At 43.5% G+C, this 17,131-nt stretch carries 18 protein-coding genes; 11 read left to right on the top strand and 7 right to left on the bottom strand.

What is annotated here, in order from left to right:
- The first annotated feature begins 146 nt into the window (after positions 1-146).
- Together Q0785_RS09690 and Q0785_RS09685 are read left to right on the top strand one after the other, a co-directional pair.
- Entirely contained in the window at positions 147-530 is a 384-nt protein-coding gene (locus Q0785_RS09690; RefSeq protein WP_298829151.1) for an enoyl-CoA hydratase, read from the top strand.
- Between the two features lie 220 nt (positions 531-750).
- Positions 751-2,805, top strand: a complete 2,055-nt coding sequence (locus tag Q0785_RS09685) for an ATP-binding protein (RefSeq protein WP_298829352.1) — start codon at positions 751-753, stop codon at positions 2,803-2,805.
- 125 nt (positions 2,806-2,930) lie between these two features.
- Here the strand turns inward: Q0785_RS09685 and Q0785_RS09680 are convergent, their stop codons facing one another.
- From Q0785_RS09680 to Q0785_RS09670, 3 genes are all read right to left on the bottom strand, one after another.
- Positions 2,931-4,628 (bottom strand): cbb3-type cytochrome c oxidase subunit I, encoded by a 1,698-nt coding sequence (locus tag Q0785_RS09680; protein ID WP_298829150.1) that lies wholly within the window; start codon positions 4,626-4,628, stop codon positions 2,931-2,933.
- 67 nt (positions 4,629-4,695) lie between these two features.
- A complete protein-coding gene (locus tag Q0785_RS09675; protein WP_298829148.1) occupies positions 4,696-5,163 on the bottom strand; it encodes a cytochrome c oxidase subunit II in 468 nt (155 codons plus the stop codon).
- Between the two features lie 41 nt (positions 5,164-5,204).
- Positions 5,205-5,360 carry a cytochrome c oxidase subunit 2A gene (locus Q0785_RS09670; protein WP_298829146.1) on the bottom strand — a complete coding sequence of 52 codons (156 nt, stop codon included), beginning with the start codon at positions 5,358-5,360 and terminating at the stop codon, positions 5,205-5,207.
- A gap of 727 nt (positions 5,361-6,087) precedes the next feature.
- On the opposite strand from Q0785_RS09670, the gene Q0785_RS09665 reads away from it, so the two are divergent.
- Complete coding sequence (locus tag Q0785_RS09665; protein ID WP_298829144.1) at positions 6,088-6,618, top strand: NUDIX domain-containing protein; 531 nt, start codon at positions 6,088-6,090, stop codon at positions 6,616-6,618.
- A 21-nt stretch (positions 6,619-6,639) separates the two neighbouring features.
- Entirely contained in the window at positions 6,640-7,077 is a 438-nt protein-coding gene (locus tag Q0785_RS09660) for an NUDIX domain-containing protein (RefSeq protein WP_298829141.1), read from the top strand.
- 79 nt (positions 7,078-7,156) lie between these two features.
- On the opposite strand, the gene Q0785_RS09655 is transcribed toward Q0785_RS09660, so the two are convergent.
- Positions 7,157-7,609, bottom strand: a complete 453-nt coding sequence (locus tag Q0785_RS09655; RefSeq protein ID WP_298829140.1) for a DUF305 domain-containing protein — start codon at positions 7,607-7,609, stop codon at positions 7,157-7,159.
- A 212-nt stretch (positions 7,610-7,821) separates the two neighbouring features.
- On the opposite strand from Q0785_RS09655, the gene Q0785_RS09650 reads away from it, so the two are divergent.
- The 3 genes from Q0785_RS09650 to Q0785_RS09640 all read left to right on the top strand — a co-directional run bounded on the left by Q0785_RS09650 (position 7,822) and on the right by Q0785_RS09640 (position 10,337).
- Entirely contained in the window at positions 7,822-8,742 is a 921-nt protein-coding gene (locus tag Q0785_RS09650; protein WP_298829138.1) for an aminoglycoside phosphotransferase family protein, read from the top strand.
- Positions 8,743-8,759: 17 nt separating this feature from the next.
- Positions 8,760-9,641 (top strand): DMT family transporter, encoded by an 882-nt coding sequence (locus Q0785_RS09645; RefSeq protein WP_298829136.1) that lies wholly within the window; start codon positions 8,760-8,762, stop codon positions 9,639-9,641.
- 138 nt (positions 9,642-9,779) lie between these two features.
- Positions 9,780-10,337: a GNAT family protein gene (locus Q0785_RS09640; RefSeq protein ID WP_298829134.1), complete on the top strand. Its 558-nt coding sequence runs from the start codon at positions 9,780-9,782 to the stop codon at positions 10,335-10,337.
- Positions 10,338-10,438: 101 nt separating this feature from the next.
- On the opposite strand, the gene Q0785_RS09635 is transcribed toward Q0785_RS09640, so the two are convergent.
- Both Q0785_RS09635 and Q0785_RS09630 read right to left on the bottom strand, forming a co-directional pair.
- Positions 10,439-11,341: an S-layer homology domain-containing protein gene (locus tag Q0785_RS09635; RefSeq protein WP_298829131.1), complete on the bottom strand. Its 903-nt coding sequence runs from the start codon at positions 11,339-11,341 to the stop codon at positions 10,439-10,441.
- Positions 11,342-11,781: 440 nt separating this feature from the next.
- On the bottom strand, positions 11,782-12,816 hold the full coding sequence (locus Q0785_RS09630; RefSeq protein ID WP_223639116.1) for a putative sulfate exporter family transporter: 1,035 nt from the start codon (positions 12,814-12,816) through the stop codon (positions 11,782-11,784).
- A gap of 103 nt (positions 12,817-12,919) precedes the next feature.
- Here Q0785_RS09630 and Q0785_RS09625 point away from each other — a divergent pair, with 103 nt between their 5' ends.
- From Q0785_RS09625 to Q0785_RS09615, 3 genes are all read left to right on the top strand, one after another.
- A complete protein-coding gene (locus tag Q0785_RS09625) occupies positions 12,920-13,825 on the top strand; it encodes a LysR family transcriptional regulator (protein ID WP_223639113.1) in 906 nt (301 codons plus the stop codon).
- Positions 13,826-13,988: 163 nt separating this feature from the next.
- Positions 13,989-14,327, top strand: coding sequence for a hypothetical protein (locus Q0785_RS09620; protein WP_298829125.1), 339 nt, complete (start codon positions 13,989-13,991; stop codon positions 14,325-14,327).
- Positions 14,328-14,414: 87 nt separating this feature from the next.
- Entirely contained in the window at positions 14,415-14,843 is a 429-nt protein-coding gene (locus tag Q0785_RS09615) for a hypothetical protein (RefSeq protein WP_223639107.1), read from the top strand.
- 132 nt (positions 14,844-14,975) lie between these two features.
- Here Q0785_RS09615 and Q0785_RS09610 read toward each other — a convergent pair whose 3' ends face one another.
- Positions 14,976-15,494 (bottom strand): cysteine hydrolase family protein, encoded by a 519-nt coding sequence (locus tag Q0785_RS09610; RefSeq protein WP_298829121.1) that lies wholly within the window; start codon positions 15,492-15,494, stop codon positions 14,976-14,978.
- Positions 15,495-15,753: 259 nt separating this feature from the next.
- Between Q0785_RS09610 and Q0785_RS09605 the strand changes: the two genes are divergently transcribed.
- Positions 15,754-16,893, top strand: coding sequence for a substrate-binding domain-containing protein (locus Q0785_RS09605; protein WP_298829119.1), 1,140 nt, complete (start codon positions 15,754-15,756; stop codon positions 16,891-16,893).
- Positions 16,894-17,131 lie beyond the last annotated feature (238 nt).

Here is a 17,131-nt window from a genome sequence, read left to right as displayed (position 1 = left end):
AAAGTCGGTGGTTTTGTTTATAATGAAAATAACAAGAAGTTTCCAATCCAAGCAGCCAAGAAGATATATCAAAAATTTAACCGATTAAAATAACGGGCAGTGTGATTTTTTCAGCAGATTTAAAACTGCCGACAGGAGGAATCGATTTGTCATTAAAAGTAGGAGATGTCATTTCATTCGAACGGAGCTTCACAAAAGAGGACATAGAACTGTTTACGAAAGTTTCAGGAGATGAGGGAAATCATCACCTGACGCCAGACGAGGAAGGAAGATTGATGGTGCAGGGTTTGCTGACGGCAACCTTGCCTACAAAAGTCGGTGGAGACCATAATGTCATGGCCCGCACCATGAACTTTGAGTTTTTAAGACCGGTGTTTTCAAAAGACACCATCATTTGTGACGTGGAAATTGAACAGTATGAGAAACTGGCCAACAACCGGACAGCGATCGCAGCTTCGTTCAGCTGTAAAAACCAACTGGGCAAGGAAGTGTTGATCGGCGGATTTTCAGGCGTTATTCTGCCATCTTAAGACAAGGAGAATACGCATACATGAATGGCTGAATCTAGCTGCCATCAACTTCAGCATGCTGTTTTCCGAAAAACATTCAGCAAAGCGGGAAAGTGAAAAATTATCAGCCGATACAAAATAATCTATGGTAAGCTACTGACATAATATCCTCACGAAATAGAGAAATTTGTCCAAAATCATCGTTACTATTTCGTAAGGATCAAGAGCGGAGCGTATGACTATGTTAAAAGAACAAAGCAGGTATTCAAGACTGGCAGAACTGACGAAAATCATCAATACGAAGTTGGAACTGCATGAAGTACTAAAGCATGTCACGGTTGCAATCTCCGAAGAGATCGTTCAATGCGATTCTGTCGGCATCTATCTCCCTGATGAAGATGGCCATTTCAGGGCGGTAGCCGGAAAACCTGATTTCATCAACGGCCACGCCATTTCTTCCCAGGAAATCAATATTGAAACAGATCGCTTCGCCAAAGACATCCTGAATACGAAGCAGACGATTTATATTCCCGATACTTCGAGGGATAGACGACCCGACCCGTCAGCTGTCGCGGCATTCAATATCCATTCACTGCTCGGGCTCCCAATCATTTATGAGGAGCACCTCTTTGGACTGGTCTTTCTATTCGATTGTGGAAAACCCATGGACATTACAGAGCTGCAGATACAAAGTGTAGAGGCATATGTCAATATGGCAGCGGTCGCTATTCAAAATGCCAATAACTTAAAGCAGAAAGAGCATTTACTTGCAGAAAAGCAGCTGTTGCTCGATGCCAACCGCGAATTGTCCATGTGCTCAACCATCCAGGAAACCTTGGATACTTGTTTTTATTATTTGGGCAAAACCGTGGACTGCACGAATGTTGCCGCCTTTCTCAGCAATCCGAAGAAAGAAAATGTCCTCAGTTTTAAAGGAATGAGCAAGGAGTCTGAATGGACAGAAGATGAATGGAAGAATGCACTGAAGGATATCCAGGCGAATCAATGCACTGAAAACATTATCCATGAAGTGATGGTCAACAGAACAGTCAAGTTTATACCGAGTGAGGAAAGATGCCGGCTGCTGTTAATTCCATTGATTTCGAAAGGAGAAGTTTTCGGGTTTATTGCCATCGCCTGTTTAATGGAGACCCTCCAGTCGGACGAAAAATCCCAGGTCCACCTGGCGCATTCGATTGTTGATGCGACAGCCCTCAGCTATTCAAATTTAACGTATATGGATCAACTGGAATTGCGTGTGAAAAGACGTACAAACGAATTGGCGACTGCCAACGACAAAGTCACCAGTGTCATCGAAAGCATAACGGATGGTTTCTTCGCGCTGAACAAGAACTGGGAATTCATCTACATCAACCAGCATCAGTATCTACCAAAAGGGAAAGCATCCGAGAACGTGTTGGGGCAAAGCATATGGGATGTGTATTCGGATACACTCAATCCCGTTCTGCATGATGAGCTTTACCGAGCGATGTCGGAGCGCATTCCTGTGCATTTTGAAGTTTCATCAGCGGAGGGCTGCTGCTTTGAAGTGGTCGCCTATCCATTTGATGATGGCATCTGCTGCCTATGCAAAAACACTACAGAAAAAAAGAACTATGAAAATGAGCTGAAACGCTTATCGAATCTCGAATTGATCGGCCAGATGGCTGCGGGAATCAGCCATGAAATCCGTAATCCGATGACCACGGTCCGGGGCTTCCTTCAATTGCTTACAAATGATCAGGGATTGAAGAAATACATTAATTACTTCGAGCTCATGATTGATGAATTGGATCGCGCCAACTCCATCATTTCAGAATTTCTTTCGATGGGAAATACGCGTTCATCGGAATTGAAGATGCAGGATTTAAATGCCATCATCTATGATATCGCACCACTACTGGAAATCGATACCTTCAACCAAAACAAAATCATCGAGTTCGAGACGCAGGAGATACCCGAAATGTTCTTGAACCGGGATGAAATCCGTCAATTGCTCATCAACCTGTGCAGAAATGGCCTGGAAGCGATGCAGCCGGGAAAAATGCTGTCGATTCGCACTTATACTGAAGAGAAAGACACTGTCGTATTGGAAATCCGCGATCAAGGCGCAGGGATGGACAAAGAAGTCCTGAAGAAAATCGGCACTCCTTTCTATACCACGAAAGATAATGGCACTGGTCTAGGGCTGGGCGTCTCTTATGCAATTGCCGCCCGCCATCATGCTAAAATCAATGTGCAGTCGAATGAAGAAGGTACAGTGTTTTTCGTTAAATTCTGTTATCCGGGATGTTGAAAAGCGGACCTTCTTTTCGCTTCAGGTTTGAACCTGTACGAATTGAATTTTCGGAGCAAGAGGAAAGAGGGCGATAGAAGTCTGTATTCATCAGACTTCTATCGCCCTCTTTCTATTTTGAAAAGTTATGGCATCAAAAATGGTGGAGATCCCGGTGAATTTCCCGAAGCAAAGTCCAGTAACGGGATCACGTAGGCGATGGCGATTGAAAGTGTCGCCAGAGCAACCCAGATCGCCCAACGATCCATGAACAGTGGGGATGCATCTTTTTTATTGTAATCTTCGCCAATCGGAAAATCTGTGTCTCCTTTTGGTGCGATAAAGGCAAGTTGGATCCAGATGTATACCAGCAAGAGAATGCCGATAAACAGGATGACTCCACCCATAGCCATCAACATTTCATACAGCGCCCAATCCGATGCGGCACTGTGTCCGTTATATGTTGTATTTGCCGTCCGGCGCGGGCTTCCAAGCAGTCCATTAAAATGCATCGCACCGGACATCAGAAGCATTCCGCTTGCCCAGACAACCGTTTGGGCAAGGGCTAAACGATTGATGGTTTTCGTCATTTTTCTTCCCGATAGATAAGGGATCAGCCAATAGGAAATTCCGAAAAACGTCAGCATAACCGTCGTCCCCACAGTCAAATGCAGGTGTCCAGTGACCCAGATCGAATTGTGGACAACTTGATTGACCTGATTGCTGGCATTGATGATCCCCCCCAGTCCAGCCGGAATGTAAGCCAACATGGCGACAATCAAAGCGAAGAAACGAGCGTCGGACCAAGGGAGGATTTTCCACCAGCCCAGTAAACTTGTGACCCCTTTTGTTCTGCCGGCACGCTCCATTGTAGCAAGCATCGCGAAAGCTGTCATAAGCGATGGAAAGATGATCATGAACGTTTGGATGACATGCAGGAATTTCAATTCCACAGACAATCCTGGATCAAGAATCTGGTGATGGAAGCCACCGGGTACGTTGGCGACCACAAGAATGACCACGGCGACTCGGGCAAGCGAATCACTGAACACCTTCCCACCGATAATTTTTGGCATTGAGACATACCAGGCGGAAATGGAAGTCAGCATCCAAATATTAACGAGCGTATGGCCGAAAGCCCAAAACATGGTGCGCCCGATCATGGGATCGATTGTCGGGACCCAGCCAAACGCCCAAGGGATGACCATCCCCACTACAAACACAGCGATGAAGAGGGACGCAAAGACCCAAAGGACAAAAACTGCATTGGAGAAAAATGCGAAAAGCGGCGTCAATTCACCGGGATTCCGTTTTCTCCAGCTCTGATAGGTGATGAACATCCCCACACAATTCAGCAGGATTCCAACGACCAGCAAGGCCAGGCCGACATAAAACCAGGGATTCGCCTGCATGGGTGTGTAGAATGTGTAGAGCACATTAGCGTCTCCCGAAAGGATGAAAAATGCGGCAATTACAGTTCCGGCTGTCATCAATCCAAAACCAGTCCATCCGAAAGCCACTGTTTTATCTGCGAGTCCACCCAGTACCCGCGATGTTCCGGCATATAGATAGCCAATACTGAAGAAAGAGCTTAACACCAGTACCAGCAAGACGCCGTGAGCTGTCAGCAAAGCATAATAGCTGATCCAGGAAGGAAGTTCCAAAAAACCGCTTCGGACAAAGCCCTGCAACAAACCGGCAGCACCGCCGATGACTAAGGCGATAAAGGCGATCGATAAATTGGCGATGGACAAGCGGGAATCCCTTTTTGAAATCCCGGCGATGGCACCTGCCTTAACTGCTTTTCCTTTATGGCGGATTGGTACGTCAGTTATGTGCGTCATTTTTTTCCCTACTTTCTATTCGTAAGATTATGGTGAAAATACCGGCTGGTGCTGATCGAGCAGCAGCTCAATTGACGGTAATGGTATTTGCCATGAACTCGTGTCCCAGTCCGCAGTATTCATTGCACAAAATCAAGTATTCCCCCGCTTCATCGAAGGTATGGCTGACTTTCGAGATATGTCCCGGAACGACCATGACATTGACATTGGTGTCGGTTATTTTAAAGCCATGTGTCACGTCAGGAGAAGCCAATGTGAAGTGGACAGTTGCACCTGCTGGGATTTCCAGATCTCCAGGCTGAAAAGCAAACATTTCTGCAACGATGGCGATTTCGTATTCGTTATCGCCAATTTCTGTCAGTTCGGCATCTGCGAAGAGTTCAGATTCCCGTACCTCTTGTGGATCCATCATCTCAGCATGGCTTGGCGGTCCCATTTCGAGATAAAAGGTTTGGATCGCTAAAATTGCCAGGAAGACTACGAGAATGAGAGAGCCGATAATCAACCAAAGTTTTTCATAACGATGAATATGCATGAATGACAAACCCCTTTCTGATTTCTTTGCTGGAAAATGCTTTAATTTCGTTCTAAAAATAAAAGGAAAACACTGAACCAGGAGAGAATCATGAAGACAGCTATGATCATGACGGAAACAAACGTGCCACTCAAAGAAGTTTCATCATATTTTTTGCGGCCTTTGTGGTTGTTATTTGCAGAAGCTGTATTCTTCATAGTAAAATCCTCCTTTCCTTGTTTTTCATAACGAAGATTTCATAAGGTGGAAAATAGGCTTTTTGTTGCTAAAAACTATACAAAGCATAATTATCTTCATGGTAACAAATATTCAGATAATTTAGAAGGCTTATCGGCATATTTCCCGATATACGATTGCTAGCCCACTTTCTGATTGGCTGAAGATCTTTCTAGTTCTTTATCGTAACGGAACTGAATGTGAAAATCCTTGAGCTGCATCAAGGAAAAAACCTGCAGCTGGATAAATGTACAGCAAAAGAAAAAACCAATCTTTCAAGTTAGAAAAAGACACGGATTTCTCTGTTGGCTTGACAATTTTTTCTTTTATTTAAAATTCTTGATGCAGGTCAAGAATCTGCATACCAAAATGGTCTATAATGAAGGTGTGAATAGTACGGACAATTCAGTTAATGTATCCTGCATTTGACGGAAGCTGGATTGGATGATGAAAATCGGGTTCTGTTGATGCTGGCTCCAAGAGCAGAGACAGAATATAACTCAGTCTGGAGGAGATTCTCATGCTGGTAATTATGTCTTTAGTGCTTATCGTAACGGCAATCCTGACTCTTATCATATCTGTTGAAGTGAGCGAGACCGATGAGGGAAATTAAAGCGTTGCCGATGCAGCTCAATCTCTTCTTTTGTCGGCAACGCAATACTGGAAGCGAGGTTCTTGGACAGTAATAGAGATAAGGAGATTGACTGAATGGAAGTTTGGGATGTATTTGATCGAACAAGAACCCCCCTTGGCAAACAACATATACGAGGTCAGGCGTTGCTGCCAGGCGAATACCACCTAGTGGTGGAAATCTTCACTTTCAACAAAGATGGAAAACTATTGATTACGCAAAGAGATCGGGTCAAGACTTACCCTTTGCTGTGGGAGTGTACAGGCGGATCGGTGACTGCTGGAGAAACCAGTCTGGTTGGAGCGGTCCGGGAGCTTGAAGAGGAAACCGGACTCTGTGCAAATCCCCAGGACCTGCATCTTATCGGGAGCTTAAAGAAAAATGATTATTTCTTGGACAGTTATCTGTGGAAAAGTCCAAATAACTTCGAACTGACGGATTTAAGATTACAGGCAGGAGAAGTGTGCGGCGCGAAATTCGTCACATTGGCCGAATGGGAAGAAATGAATGGAAAAAAGTTGGTTGTCCCGGTAGTATGGGAGCGCTTTAATCTCTATAAAAATGCAGTAACAGAATTGATGGGGAAAATGAAGCAGTATGGAAGCTGAAATAAGGGAGTGGTCTGTTTGATGCCGCAAAAACAAAAAACATATCCAGCTCTTTCACCTCCAAAGCACATCCTTTCTGCGGCAGCTATCGTCCTCAACGATCAAGGTGAAATTTTGCTGATTAAAGGTCCGCGCAGAGGATGGGAAATGCCAGGAGGACAAGTGGAGGAAGGGGAATCTTTGAAAGGAGCTGCAGTGCGGGAAGTAAAAGAAGAAACAGGTATAGAGATTGAAGTGGTGAAATTTTGTGGGGTTTTTCAAAATGTCGAAGACTCCATCTGTAATACGCTCTTTTTGGCGAAACCAATCGGAGGCATCGAAACGACGTCTGCTGAAAGCTTGGAAGTTGTCTATTATCCAATAGCGGAAGCGTTGGAACTGGTGACCTGGAAGAACTTCAGGCAAAGAATTGAATATTGTCTGAATGATAGGGCCCATCCGTTTTACATAGAATTTTAGCGAATACATGAAAAAATTGTCTGCATGAAAAAGTCAGGAGCATCCTCGCCCTGACTTTTTTTGTTCTCATCAACTGAAATTATTCGTCATTTTCCAGATCTTCTATCAGCCTTTTCATTTCTGCGATTTCCTCCCGTTGCGCTTCGATAATCTGATCTGCTAGTTCGCGTACACGGGGATCTGAAATATCCGCTCTTTCACTTGTCAGAATGGCAATTGAATGATGTGGGATCATCGCTTTCATCCATCCGGTGTCTTCAATCAGCACTTGGCTGCGGACAAGCCACAAAGAAAGGGCGAAAACGACGGCACTTCCTGCGAGAATCGCAGTGTTGATTTTTTTGTTTTTGTACATGGGCCACATGAATAACATCATGACGACCGCCATGATGGATCCCATGATCAAGGCCATGTAGACTCTCGTTTCACTGAAGGTCACGTGATCAATTTGAAAAACATTCAAATACATCAACCAGTACATCAAAAATGTGGAAGTCCCGATCATAATGCCAAATTTCAAATATGGGTTCATCAGGTATTCTCCTCCTTTTCTAGATGATTTACATATAAATGGGTTCTTTCTATCTGTATACCATGGATAAAGCACAATAAACTTCATAGAAACTGCACATTTCGTCTTTCACTGTCACTAGGGTACAGTGATGAATAAATTAATTATTGCAAATTGAGAGCGGGAGATAATGGTATAATTATTCCAATTAGGAAATCGACTGGAGGCTCGTAATGGAAATTTCTACAGTATTGGCCTATTTGACAGAAGAAAAAATCCTTCCTTCTTCCGACTGGAAATGCACGGCTATGGCAGGCGGGACAATGAGTGAAGTCTATCTTTTGCAGTTGGAAATAGGCATGCCGGTCGTTGTCAAAATAAATGAGGCAAAAGTAACCAAATCAGAAGCGGACTTTCTTTCTTTTTATCCTTTCCTTTCACTCTTGCCGCGACTTGTGGCGGTTGATCCCGTATATCGATTCATAGCCTATACCTATATTCCAGGTTCCACGGACAATTCGTCTGGCGGTAATAAAAAAGATCTTCTCCAAGCGCTTGTCAGCGGATTGATCAATCAGTATCTGCCTGTATATTCGGGTAAAGGCTGGGGATGGCAGGATGCGCCCGTGAGATCCTGGCAACAATTCTTGATGGAAAGAGTGAAGGCTTCTGAAGAAGTTCTGAACGCCTACCTAAAAAAGAAAGATTTGAGTATTGTATCACCATCGACAAGAGACCTAACGCAAAATTCGCCTAAATCTATTCCTTATTTAATCCACGGCGATTGCGGTGTCCATAACTTCATCCTTCATGAAAAAAGGCTCGCAGGTGTCATCGATCCGACGCCGGTACTTGGGTGGCCGCATGATGATTTGATCTATGCATTCTTTTCGACGCCGCATGAACTGACAAAAGAAGCGCTGGACGCTGCTTTCGAAGTTTTCACCTTGCCACTGCCCGACAGGCAGCAGCTATACATGGAAGTACTGATCGGCTTGTACCGGCGCTTAGCGATTTGTGTGAAACATCATCCAGAGAACTTCCATGCATATCTTCAGGCTTGGAAATATTGGGAGGGAATTGTTGGAAGAGAGCCGCTTTCTGTCAACAAAACAGAGAAAAACAGCAGTCCGATAAGTTCAGAGAAGCTATAGGTAAAGGAGAATGGCAAATGAAGGAGAAACTGATTTTCTCATTTTTGGTCATATTGACGACCGGCTTGATGGGGTCTTCCTTTGTGGTGGCTAAAATGGGGTTAGTTTACATATCGCCGTTGTTGTTAGCAGGATTGCGCTTCGTAATTGCCGGGAGCATCATGTTGTTTTTCGTCCGAATGTTCAAAAGGAAGCAGCCCGCACACCGAGGCGAATGGGGGAAAGTGATACTGATTGGCGCTGTTCAAACGGCTGGCGTCATGGGAGCGATTTTTTTAAGCTTGCGTACTATTACGTCCGGCGAATCGGCCATTTTAACTTTCATGAATCCTTTGCTGGTCGTGATTTTCGGGACATTGGTGATGGGTGTCCGCTACCGGATGGTCCAGTGGACGGGGGTGCTGATCGGCTTTATCGGTGTTTTCATTGCGATGGGAAGCCATTTGGCGATTGAAATCGGCACGTTTCTGGGATTTTTGAGCGCCGTTTTTTGGGCTGCCGGAACGCTTTTGATCAAAAAATGGGGCAAGTTGTTCGATATATGGGTGCTGACTGCTTACCAGATGTTTTTCGGTGGCCTCATTTTGCTTGTCGGCTCGGCTTTACTTGAAACTTCCCGTCTTGTCATCAATTCCAACTCCATTGCGATTCTTTTATGGCTATCCATCCCTGCCTCTATCATCCAATTTACCGTGTGGTTCTATTTGCTGCAAAAAGGCGATTCTGGAAAGGTCAGCGCTTTTCTGTTTTTGGCTCCTTTGTTCGGGATCCTATCAGGTTGGTTGGTGCTAGGAGAGCAGCTCGGCTTGCCTTTACTGGTCGGCGGCAGTTTAATCTTCGCTGGCATTTTTCTGGTGAACTGGCCAGAAAAGCAGATGCCGGTAAAAGTCACTGTTTAAATCCAGCAGGAATAAGTTTTCAATAATGTCTTATTGGAATACCCGGACAATAATTCTGTTGCACGATTTGAATTGATTGCCTTGAAGAAACGGCTTGAAACAGAGGTAGAAAGCGATTAGGAAGGGAAGCAGCTCATCATGGTTAACATCATTGGAGATAAGATTAGATTGACACAAGCATCAACGGCCCAGCTGGACGAACTTTATTATTGGCGCTTTGAGGAAAAGCGGCAGGAAGCAAAAAAATGGAACGGACCCTATATTCCGGAAACGCGGCTGAGCAAAGAACAGCACCGGGAAAAATGGCTGGAAGAGGAGTCGATCGCAAGCGGAGTGCCCGCGTCACTCATCATAACAGCTGATGAAAAAACTATCGGTTACGTCGGCGCTTATTGGGTGGACCAAAACACAAACTGGCTGGAAACAGGCATCGTCATTTATGACACTGCGTACTGGAATGGTGGATATGGAACGGAAGCATACCGGCTATGGATTGATTTTCTGTTTGAATTCACCGATCTGCATCGGCTTGGCATGTCCACTTGGTCGGGAAATGACCGGATGATGAAAGTCGCTCAAAGGCTCGGAATGAAAGAAGAAGCCCGCATCCGAAAAGCGCGTATGGTAGAAGGTGAATATTATGATGCCATTAAGATGGGGATATTGCGTGAAGAATGGATAGTGCAGTGTAAATGAGCAGAACGTACTGGACATAAGTAAATTAGAAAACCCTGAATGGGATCACTGTTGCGTGAAAACCATTCAGGGTTTTTGATTGAAAATCATATACTCTGCAATTATTTGAAGTTAAATGCTGACTTGACCATTGTCTCATAATCATCAACAATAAAGTTGCCTGCTTTACCAGTTAAGTTTTGTTTGGTATGTTCGATCGTCAGTAATTGGCGGTCCGGTGACAATTTGAACGAAGTAGGTTTTACTGGAATTTCAGTACCGTCTTCCAACTCAACCATGAAACTGAAGAAATCAGCTATTTCTGTCGCATTGTAATCAGCCAAAGCGGGTTCTGTTAATGTAATTGCAGTAGAAGTGGCTGAAACCACTTTTACACTTGAAGCTTCCGGGTAATAGAACCAATCTGTTGTTGTATCGATTGTTTTGTACAACAGGTTAGCATATTCTCCGCGTGTAATATTGGTATATGTTCCATATGAAGTAGGCGTTTTACCTGAAGTGATCCCTGCGCCATATAATGCTTCGATATACGGTTTGAAGACTCCGCCAACATCAGAAAATGGAGTCGTTTGCTGATACTCTTCCAATTCAAATGCCACTGACAGGAATTTCGCCATTGCACCACGGCTTAATGGAGCGCCCGGCTGGAACTCAGTTTTTGTTACGCCTGAAACTATGCCGACTTCAGCAAGAGCATTTACAGATCCACGAACACGGGTATTCAAATCTTTGAAGCCTGCATCTTTAGCGGTATCGGTATCCAAAAATAACGTATTCGCTAAAATGACCGCAGCATCGCCGCGTGTTAATGGCTCATTTGTACCGAACTTTGTTGTGGTTTTCCCATTTATAAGTTCTGCCATATAGAAGAACTCTACTGCTTCTTCGTAACGGTCTCCGACATCAGTAAAAGGGTGGAGAGAAGAAGCGGATGCAGGTGAAGCGATGGTCATGGCTGCAACTACTACAGCAGCTGCTGTATACAAGAATTTTTTGATGGTCAATGAAGTATCCCCGATCTAAATATAATGAGTGCTTTTTTGATAAACTTTGAATAATAAAACGACTTGGATAATTGTTCCTTTCTTTCAATTTCTATTCATCAAACTGAAATTATTATAGCTGATTATTAATGTGTTTGTATAGTAATTTTTTCGAATAATTACTAGTTATTAGTGAATATTTGTTGTTTAGTAAGATAAAGTCTAAATACCTATTAATAATAAGTTGAATAGATATACTTATCCATTCGATTAACGCAAGTCCCTTTCCGAGCTTTGTTGCATTAAATCTAATGGTAAAAGAGAAGATATAGACTGGAAAAAACTTAATGAATGAGATTTATTGGTGAACGGTATGTACATAGTATCTAACTACAAAAGACGAAAAACCGTGTGTACATGCAAACGGTTTTTCGTCTTTTGATATCATAAAGCAACTAAATCTAAACCGCGAAATACGCAATGACTGACAGCAGAATGGAAGTGATCGTCATCGCAGCAAGCGGCAACATGGCGCGTTCGCGCAAATCCCGCAAGCTGACAGTCAAGCCGAGTCCGACCATCGCAGCCGTCAGGAGCCACGTAGTCAATGTCGAAACAAAGTCACGCCAGGCATCCGGAAATGGAACTGAGTGGCCGAAGACATAGCTGCCCAACACACTCAACAAGATAAAACCTGCAAGAAACCACGGGAATTCAATTGCAGTTTCTGTTTTCTGATCTTTGTTTTTACGCTTCATCAGAAAAATGAAGATAAAGCAAAGTGGAACAAGCAGAAAGACGCGTCCCAATTTCCCTAACAAGGCCATTGCCAGGCCGTCTTCTCCAGCCGGTGCTCCGGCTAACGCCACATGGGCGATTTCATGGAGACTGATGCCGACCCACATGCCGTATTCGATGTCGTCAAGCGGCAAAAACGGGCGAAGAATAGTGTAGGAGATGGCGAAGACTGTTCCAACCAGGGCGATGATGCCGACGCCGATGGCTGTGTCTTCGTCTTTTGCTTTGATGATCGGGGCGATTGCGGCAATCGCTGCCGCTCCGCATACCCCAGTCCCGACACCGAGCAGGAGAGAGATGGTCTTATCAGCTTTAAAGCGTTTCGCCAGCCACACCGTCAGCAGGATAGCGAAGGCGATGACGACCATGTCCCGCAGCAATAACCCCAGTCCGTCACTTAAGACGGTATCGATATTCAATTTCAGTCCGTAAAGAATGATGGCGACTCGCAACAGACGCTTTGAGGAAAAGGTGATGCCCGAGCGGACGGCATTTGGATAGCCGAAAATCTGCCGGTAAAAAACCGCGAGGATGATGGCACAGGCAAGTTGCCCAACCTGGTCGAAGCCAGGCACCTGAGCTAACAGGTAGCCAAGAAAAGCCAATAGAAATGTAAAAAGAACGCCGCCGATCCAGGCTGTGGCCGGTGAAGTCCATTTGGAATTGGAATGGGTAGGTTTATGGGTATTTGCAGACATGGGAAGACCTCCTGCAACAAGTATAGAAAAATGCTATACATTAGTAAAATAAGTATCTAATATAGTTATGATAAGTAAAAGCATATACAGAAGGAGGAAGAAAATGGATCAGCGCCTGGAAGTATTTCTGAAAGTAATCGAAAAGAGAAACTTTTCTAAAGCAGCGGAAGAACTCCATATGACACAACCTGCCGTCAGTCAGTATATCCGGTCTTTGGAAGAAAGCACGGGTGTCCAATTGCTGGAGCGGACCAATAAATATGTACGCTTGAACAAAGCAGGGGAAATTGTCTATCACCATGCCATTGAAATCAAAGAACTTTACGCAAAAATGAACCACCTTCTCGATGACCTGACCAATAAAGCGAGCGGTTCGATCGCCATCGGAGCAAGCTACACATTCGGGGAGTACCTGCTGCCGCAAATAATCGCAGAAGCGAAAGAGCAATTTCCGGACATCAAACCGACTGTCACGATCGGCAACACCACTACCATTGCCGGCCTTGTGCTCAGTCACCAATTGGATGTCGGCATCGTGGAAGGACATTTTAAAGGTGTGCAGGAATTGAAGACCGAGCCGTTCGCAGAAGACAGAATGGTCGTAGTCGCATCCGCCGACCATCCATTGGTTCAACGCGTTAAGCCTATAAAAGTGGAAGAGCTGATTGAAGAAACCTGGATATTGAGGGAGCTTGGCTCCGGCACAAGGGAGGCGTCAGAAAATGTCTTTAAGCAATTTTCAATAGAACCCAAGTCCCTGATGCATTTCAGCAGCACACAACCAATCAAAGCCATGGTCGAGGCGGGTATGGGCATCAGCCTGGTATCGGAATGGGCGATAAAAAAAGAACTGCACTACGGAGACTTAAAGGTAGTGGATGTAGAAGGATTGCCTTATACAAGAGACTTTTCAATTGTGACAAGATCTCCGTTCCGAACAAAAGCCCTTTCTGCATTTCTGGATTTGTTGAAGGGCCATAAGGAACTGACGGATTTTAAGATTTTATAAAATCATTCAGCGTATTGTTGTTCGTATAGAATTATTTTATGAACGGTTATATTCTGATGATCTTTCTTCGATTATATTTTCCAGCTTTATTATATGGTATTATTAGTAAAAAATTAAAAATAAATACGCAGATAATACCATTTCAACAGAGGAGGGCTATGGTGTGGAATGGAGTTGGAATAAGACCAGCATCAAGCGTCCTTATTCATATGAAAATCTCAAGGCTCTTTTAAATGCAGTCTGCAGAGAAGAAAATCAATTCAGCCAAGTAGACTTCTGTATGTGGTGCGATAATTTAACGATGGCTTGGGATGAAGAAGATTTAGGCGATCAGGATCAACTAGCTTTTCATATTGCACGGGATATTGAGGCGCAGTGGGATTTGCATTGGTACGAGTTCTATTCCCACAAAGAACTGTTTAAGATGGATTTGTCGAAATTGGAATTACCACCTGAATGGTTTAAAGAATGGGCAGCTGAGCTAAACAGAAATAACCAATGAATTAGAGGAATCGAATGTAACTTATGTGCAGTTAAGTTACATTCGATAAAATACAGAATGGCTGAATTTCAAAAGGGGTAATGACAAGTGGCTGAATTTGAAAGTTATTCTTTTTCTCGGTTGTACAAGGATGAGAATATTGAATTCTTTTTTATTATTGGAGTAAATGATTCGGATAGTTTCGATGACTATTGGGATGGAAGGTTAAAAGAGGTAATAGGGTATGTAATGATTTTTACTAATAAAAATAATCGAAAGCAAGAAAATTTTATTTACTTGATCGAAAAATCTTCCAGAAGATTTGAAGACATAGTTAGATATACAAAGAGGTTCGTTGACCAAATGTCACTATCACCGAATCTTTCTGACAGAGAGAATTTTAAAATCTCAAAAACCAATAGAACAGGCCAATTTGTAGATTCTCCATACACTCCTTTTATTCAAAGCATCGTCCGTAATGACATTCCTCATCAAATTTTAGAATCTATGACCGAAGCAACCTTATTTGACAAATAATTTAGTTAAACGAATGTAACTTATTGGTAAGTAAGATACATTCATCAAACGAATAGAACAGAAGAAAAACTCCTTCCAAAAATTCAGTTCTGGAAAGAGTATCTTTAAAACTCCTACTCTATTCGTTTGGTCTTACTCAACAAACTCAATATCGTTTGTCTCCTGCAACGTGGCAAAATTGCTCAGTAGGCCATTATGATGATCGATGATTTGCACAGCGCTCATCTTTTCAGAATCCCAGGTGCCGTGTGCGTCTTTGGCAAGAGTCACGTGAAATCCTAGGTTGCTGGCGCTGCGTGTCGTTGCATCTATACAATACTCAGTTTGGTTGCCTGCGATTATGAGGTTCTGGATGTCTTTATTTTTCAATACCTCCAGTAGCTTTGTCTCATGAAAGGAATCGGGCGTCCATTTCTGGACAACGGCATCTTCTTCTTCGGGAGTGATTGATGGATGGATTTGCCAGAAGTCGGTGCCTTTTACAAGGCCAGAGTCGTTATGCTGTACATAAATTACGGGAACATCGGCTGAACGCGCTTTTTTGATCAGTGTCTGGAGATTCTCGAGCAATTGTCCGCTTTGATGGACAGGATTCGATTGGTCGAACATTTCGTTTTGGGCATCAATGATTAGTAAAGCCGTCTTAGACATTGGACAGTCTCCTCTTCATTTATTCGTTTGCCTTATTTTACAGAGGATACAATAACTTGTATAGGGGCTGTTGTTAAATATGAAAACAGACTGATTGCTGCTGCAACTTCGGTCAGCTGCCTTAACGAGTCATTCCATAGCAGGGCAGTAAGTTTATAGATAACTTTTATTCGTTACATAAAATAGCCTATTAAAGAATAACCGAACCTCAAGTTCAAAGTTGATCTGAAATAAATAACGCATTATTGGAGGAAGCAACATGAATGGATTTTGGAAAACAATAATAGGAATACTGATCATCGCCAGCATTCTTTATGTATTTTTTGGTGGAGCGCTTCATATTTTAAATACTGGAGATGTTCATTTATTTTACTTTTTTGGTGCAATCATCATTTCGCTGATAATTTTCTTTGTTTTTATTATAGAAAACAGAAGCGGCAAAAAAATGGCTGTTTGGATTTCTTTAGTTTTAGCGGGTGGAGCAGCCTTCGCAGTTCCACACTACTATAAAGAAAGTTTCGAGAAAGTGAATGATTCAGAAGTGGACCTCTTTGCCTATGAGCCGTTCACAGAAAGTGAAGACTTGGCGAGATTGGAGGGGAATGCCTCTTTCCAAATAGAAGGGGAAGTGCCGATACTGGATGGAGCAACGGCTCTATATCCGTTATTTGCAGCATTTGCGGAAGCGACCTACCCGGTAGATGTATATGAACCCCACAGAGGGCCGGTCGCTACAACGACAACTCCATCTGCCTATAGCCGTCTCATTGAAGGGAATGTCGATTTAATCTTTGCTGCAGAGCCTTCCAGCGGCCAAATACAGGCGGCAGAAAAAGCTGGCGTTGAACTGCAATTAACGCCAATTGGACGTGAAGCCTTTGTGTTTTTCGTCAATTCACGCAATCCTGTAGATAATTTATCGAGTGAGGATATTCGAAAAATCTATTCAGGGGGACATGGGAATTGGAAAGAGCTTGGTGGGAAAGACGATGAAATCCGTCCTTTCCAGCGGCCTGAAGACAGCGGCAGCCAAACCATGTTCATCAAATTCATGGGAGACACGAAAATCACTGAACCAGAAACTGAAGAAGTGGCTGAAGGGATGGGCGGGATGATAGATGAAGTGGCGAGCTACCGGAACTATAAAAATGCAATTGGCTATACTTTCCGTTACTATTCCACCGAGATGGTCGGCAATGAGAAAATTAAGTTGATCTCCATTGATGGCATTGAACCGAGCATCAAAAATATCCGTTCGGGCAGCTATCCACTGGCTTCTGAATTTTATGCTATTACCGCGGGAACAGAAAACCCTAACGTGCAACCATTCATTGACTGGATCCTTTCTGAAGAAGGGCAACTATTAGTGGAAGATACAGGGTTTGTGCCAGTCCGATAGATTCCGATAAAAGAGAGATGGCTCTGGTACCGGCTGGGATGAAAATAGAACGAAAAGGTTCACAAACTGTTAATTGACAGGCTATTTTGATAAAATTAATTCAACACAAACAACTCCTTTTTTATTGGTTTTTACGTCAAATCAACCATACAAAAAAGTTCGAGTTGTTTGTTTTTTTGCCTTAAACTTCTTCATAAACTGTAAAGTGGGGTTAAATAGGGGCCGATGGCAAAATGCA

This window comes from uncultured Planococcus sp., from assembly GCF_947501725.1.
GTDB classification, from domain to species: Bacteria; Bacillota; Bacilli; order Bacillales_A; family Planococcaceae; genus Planococcus; species Planococcus donghaensis_C.
Note: the sequence above shows the minus strand (reverse complement) of the source record. Positions and strands in the feature narration are given on the sequence as shown.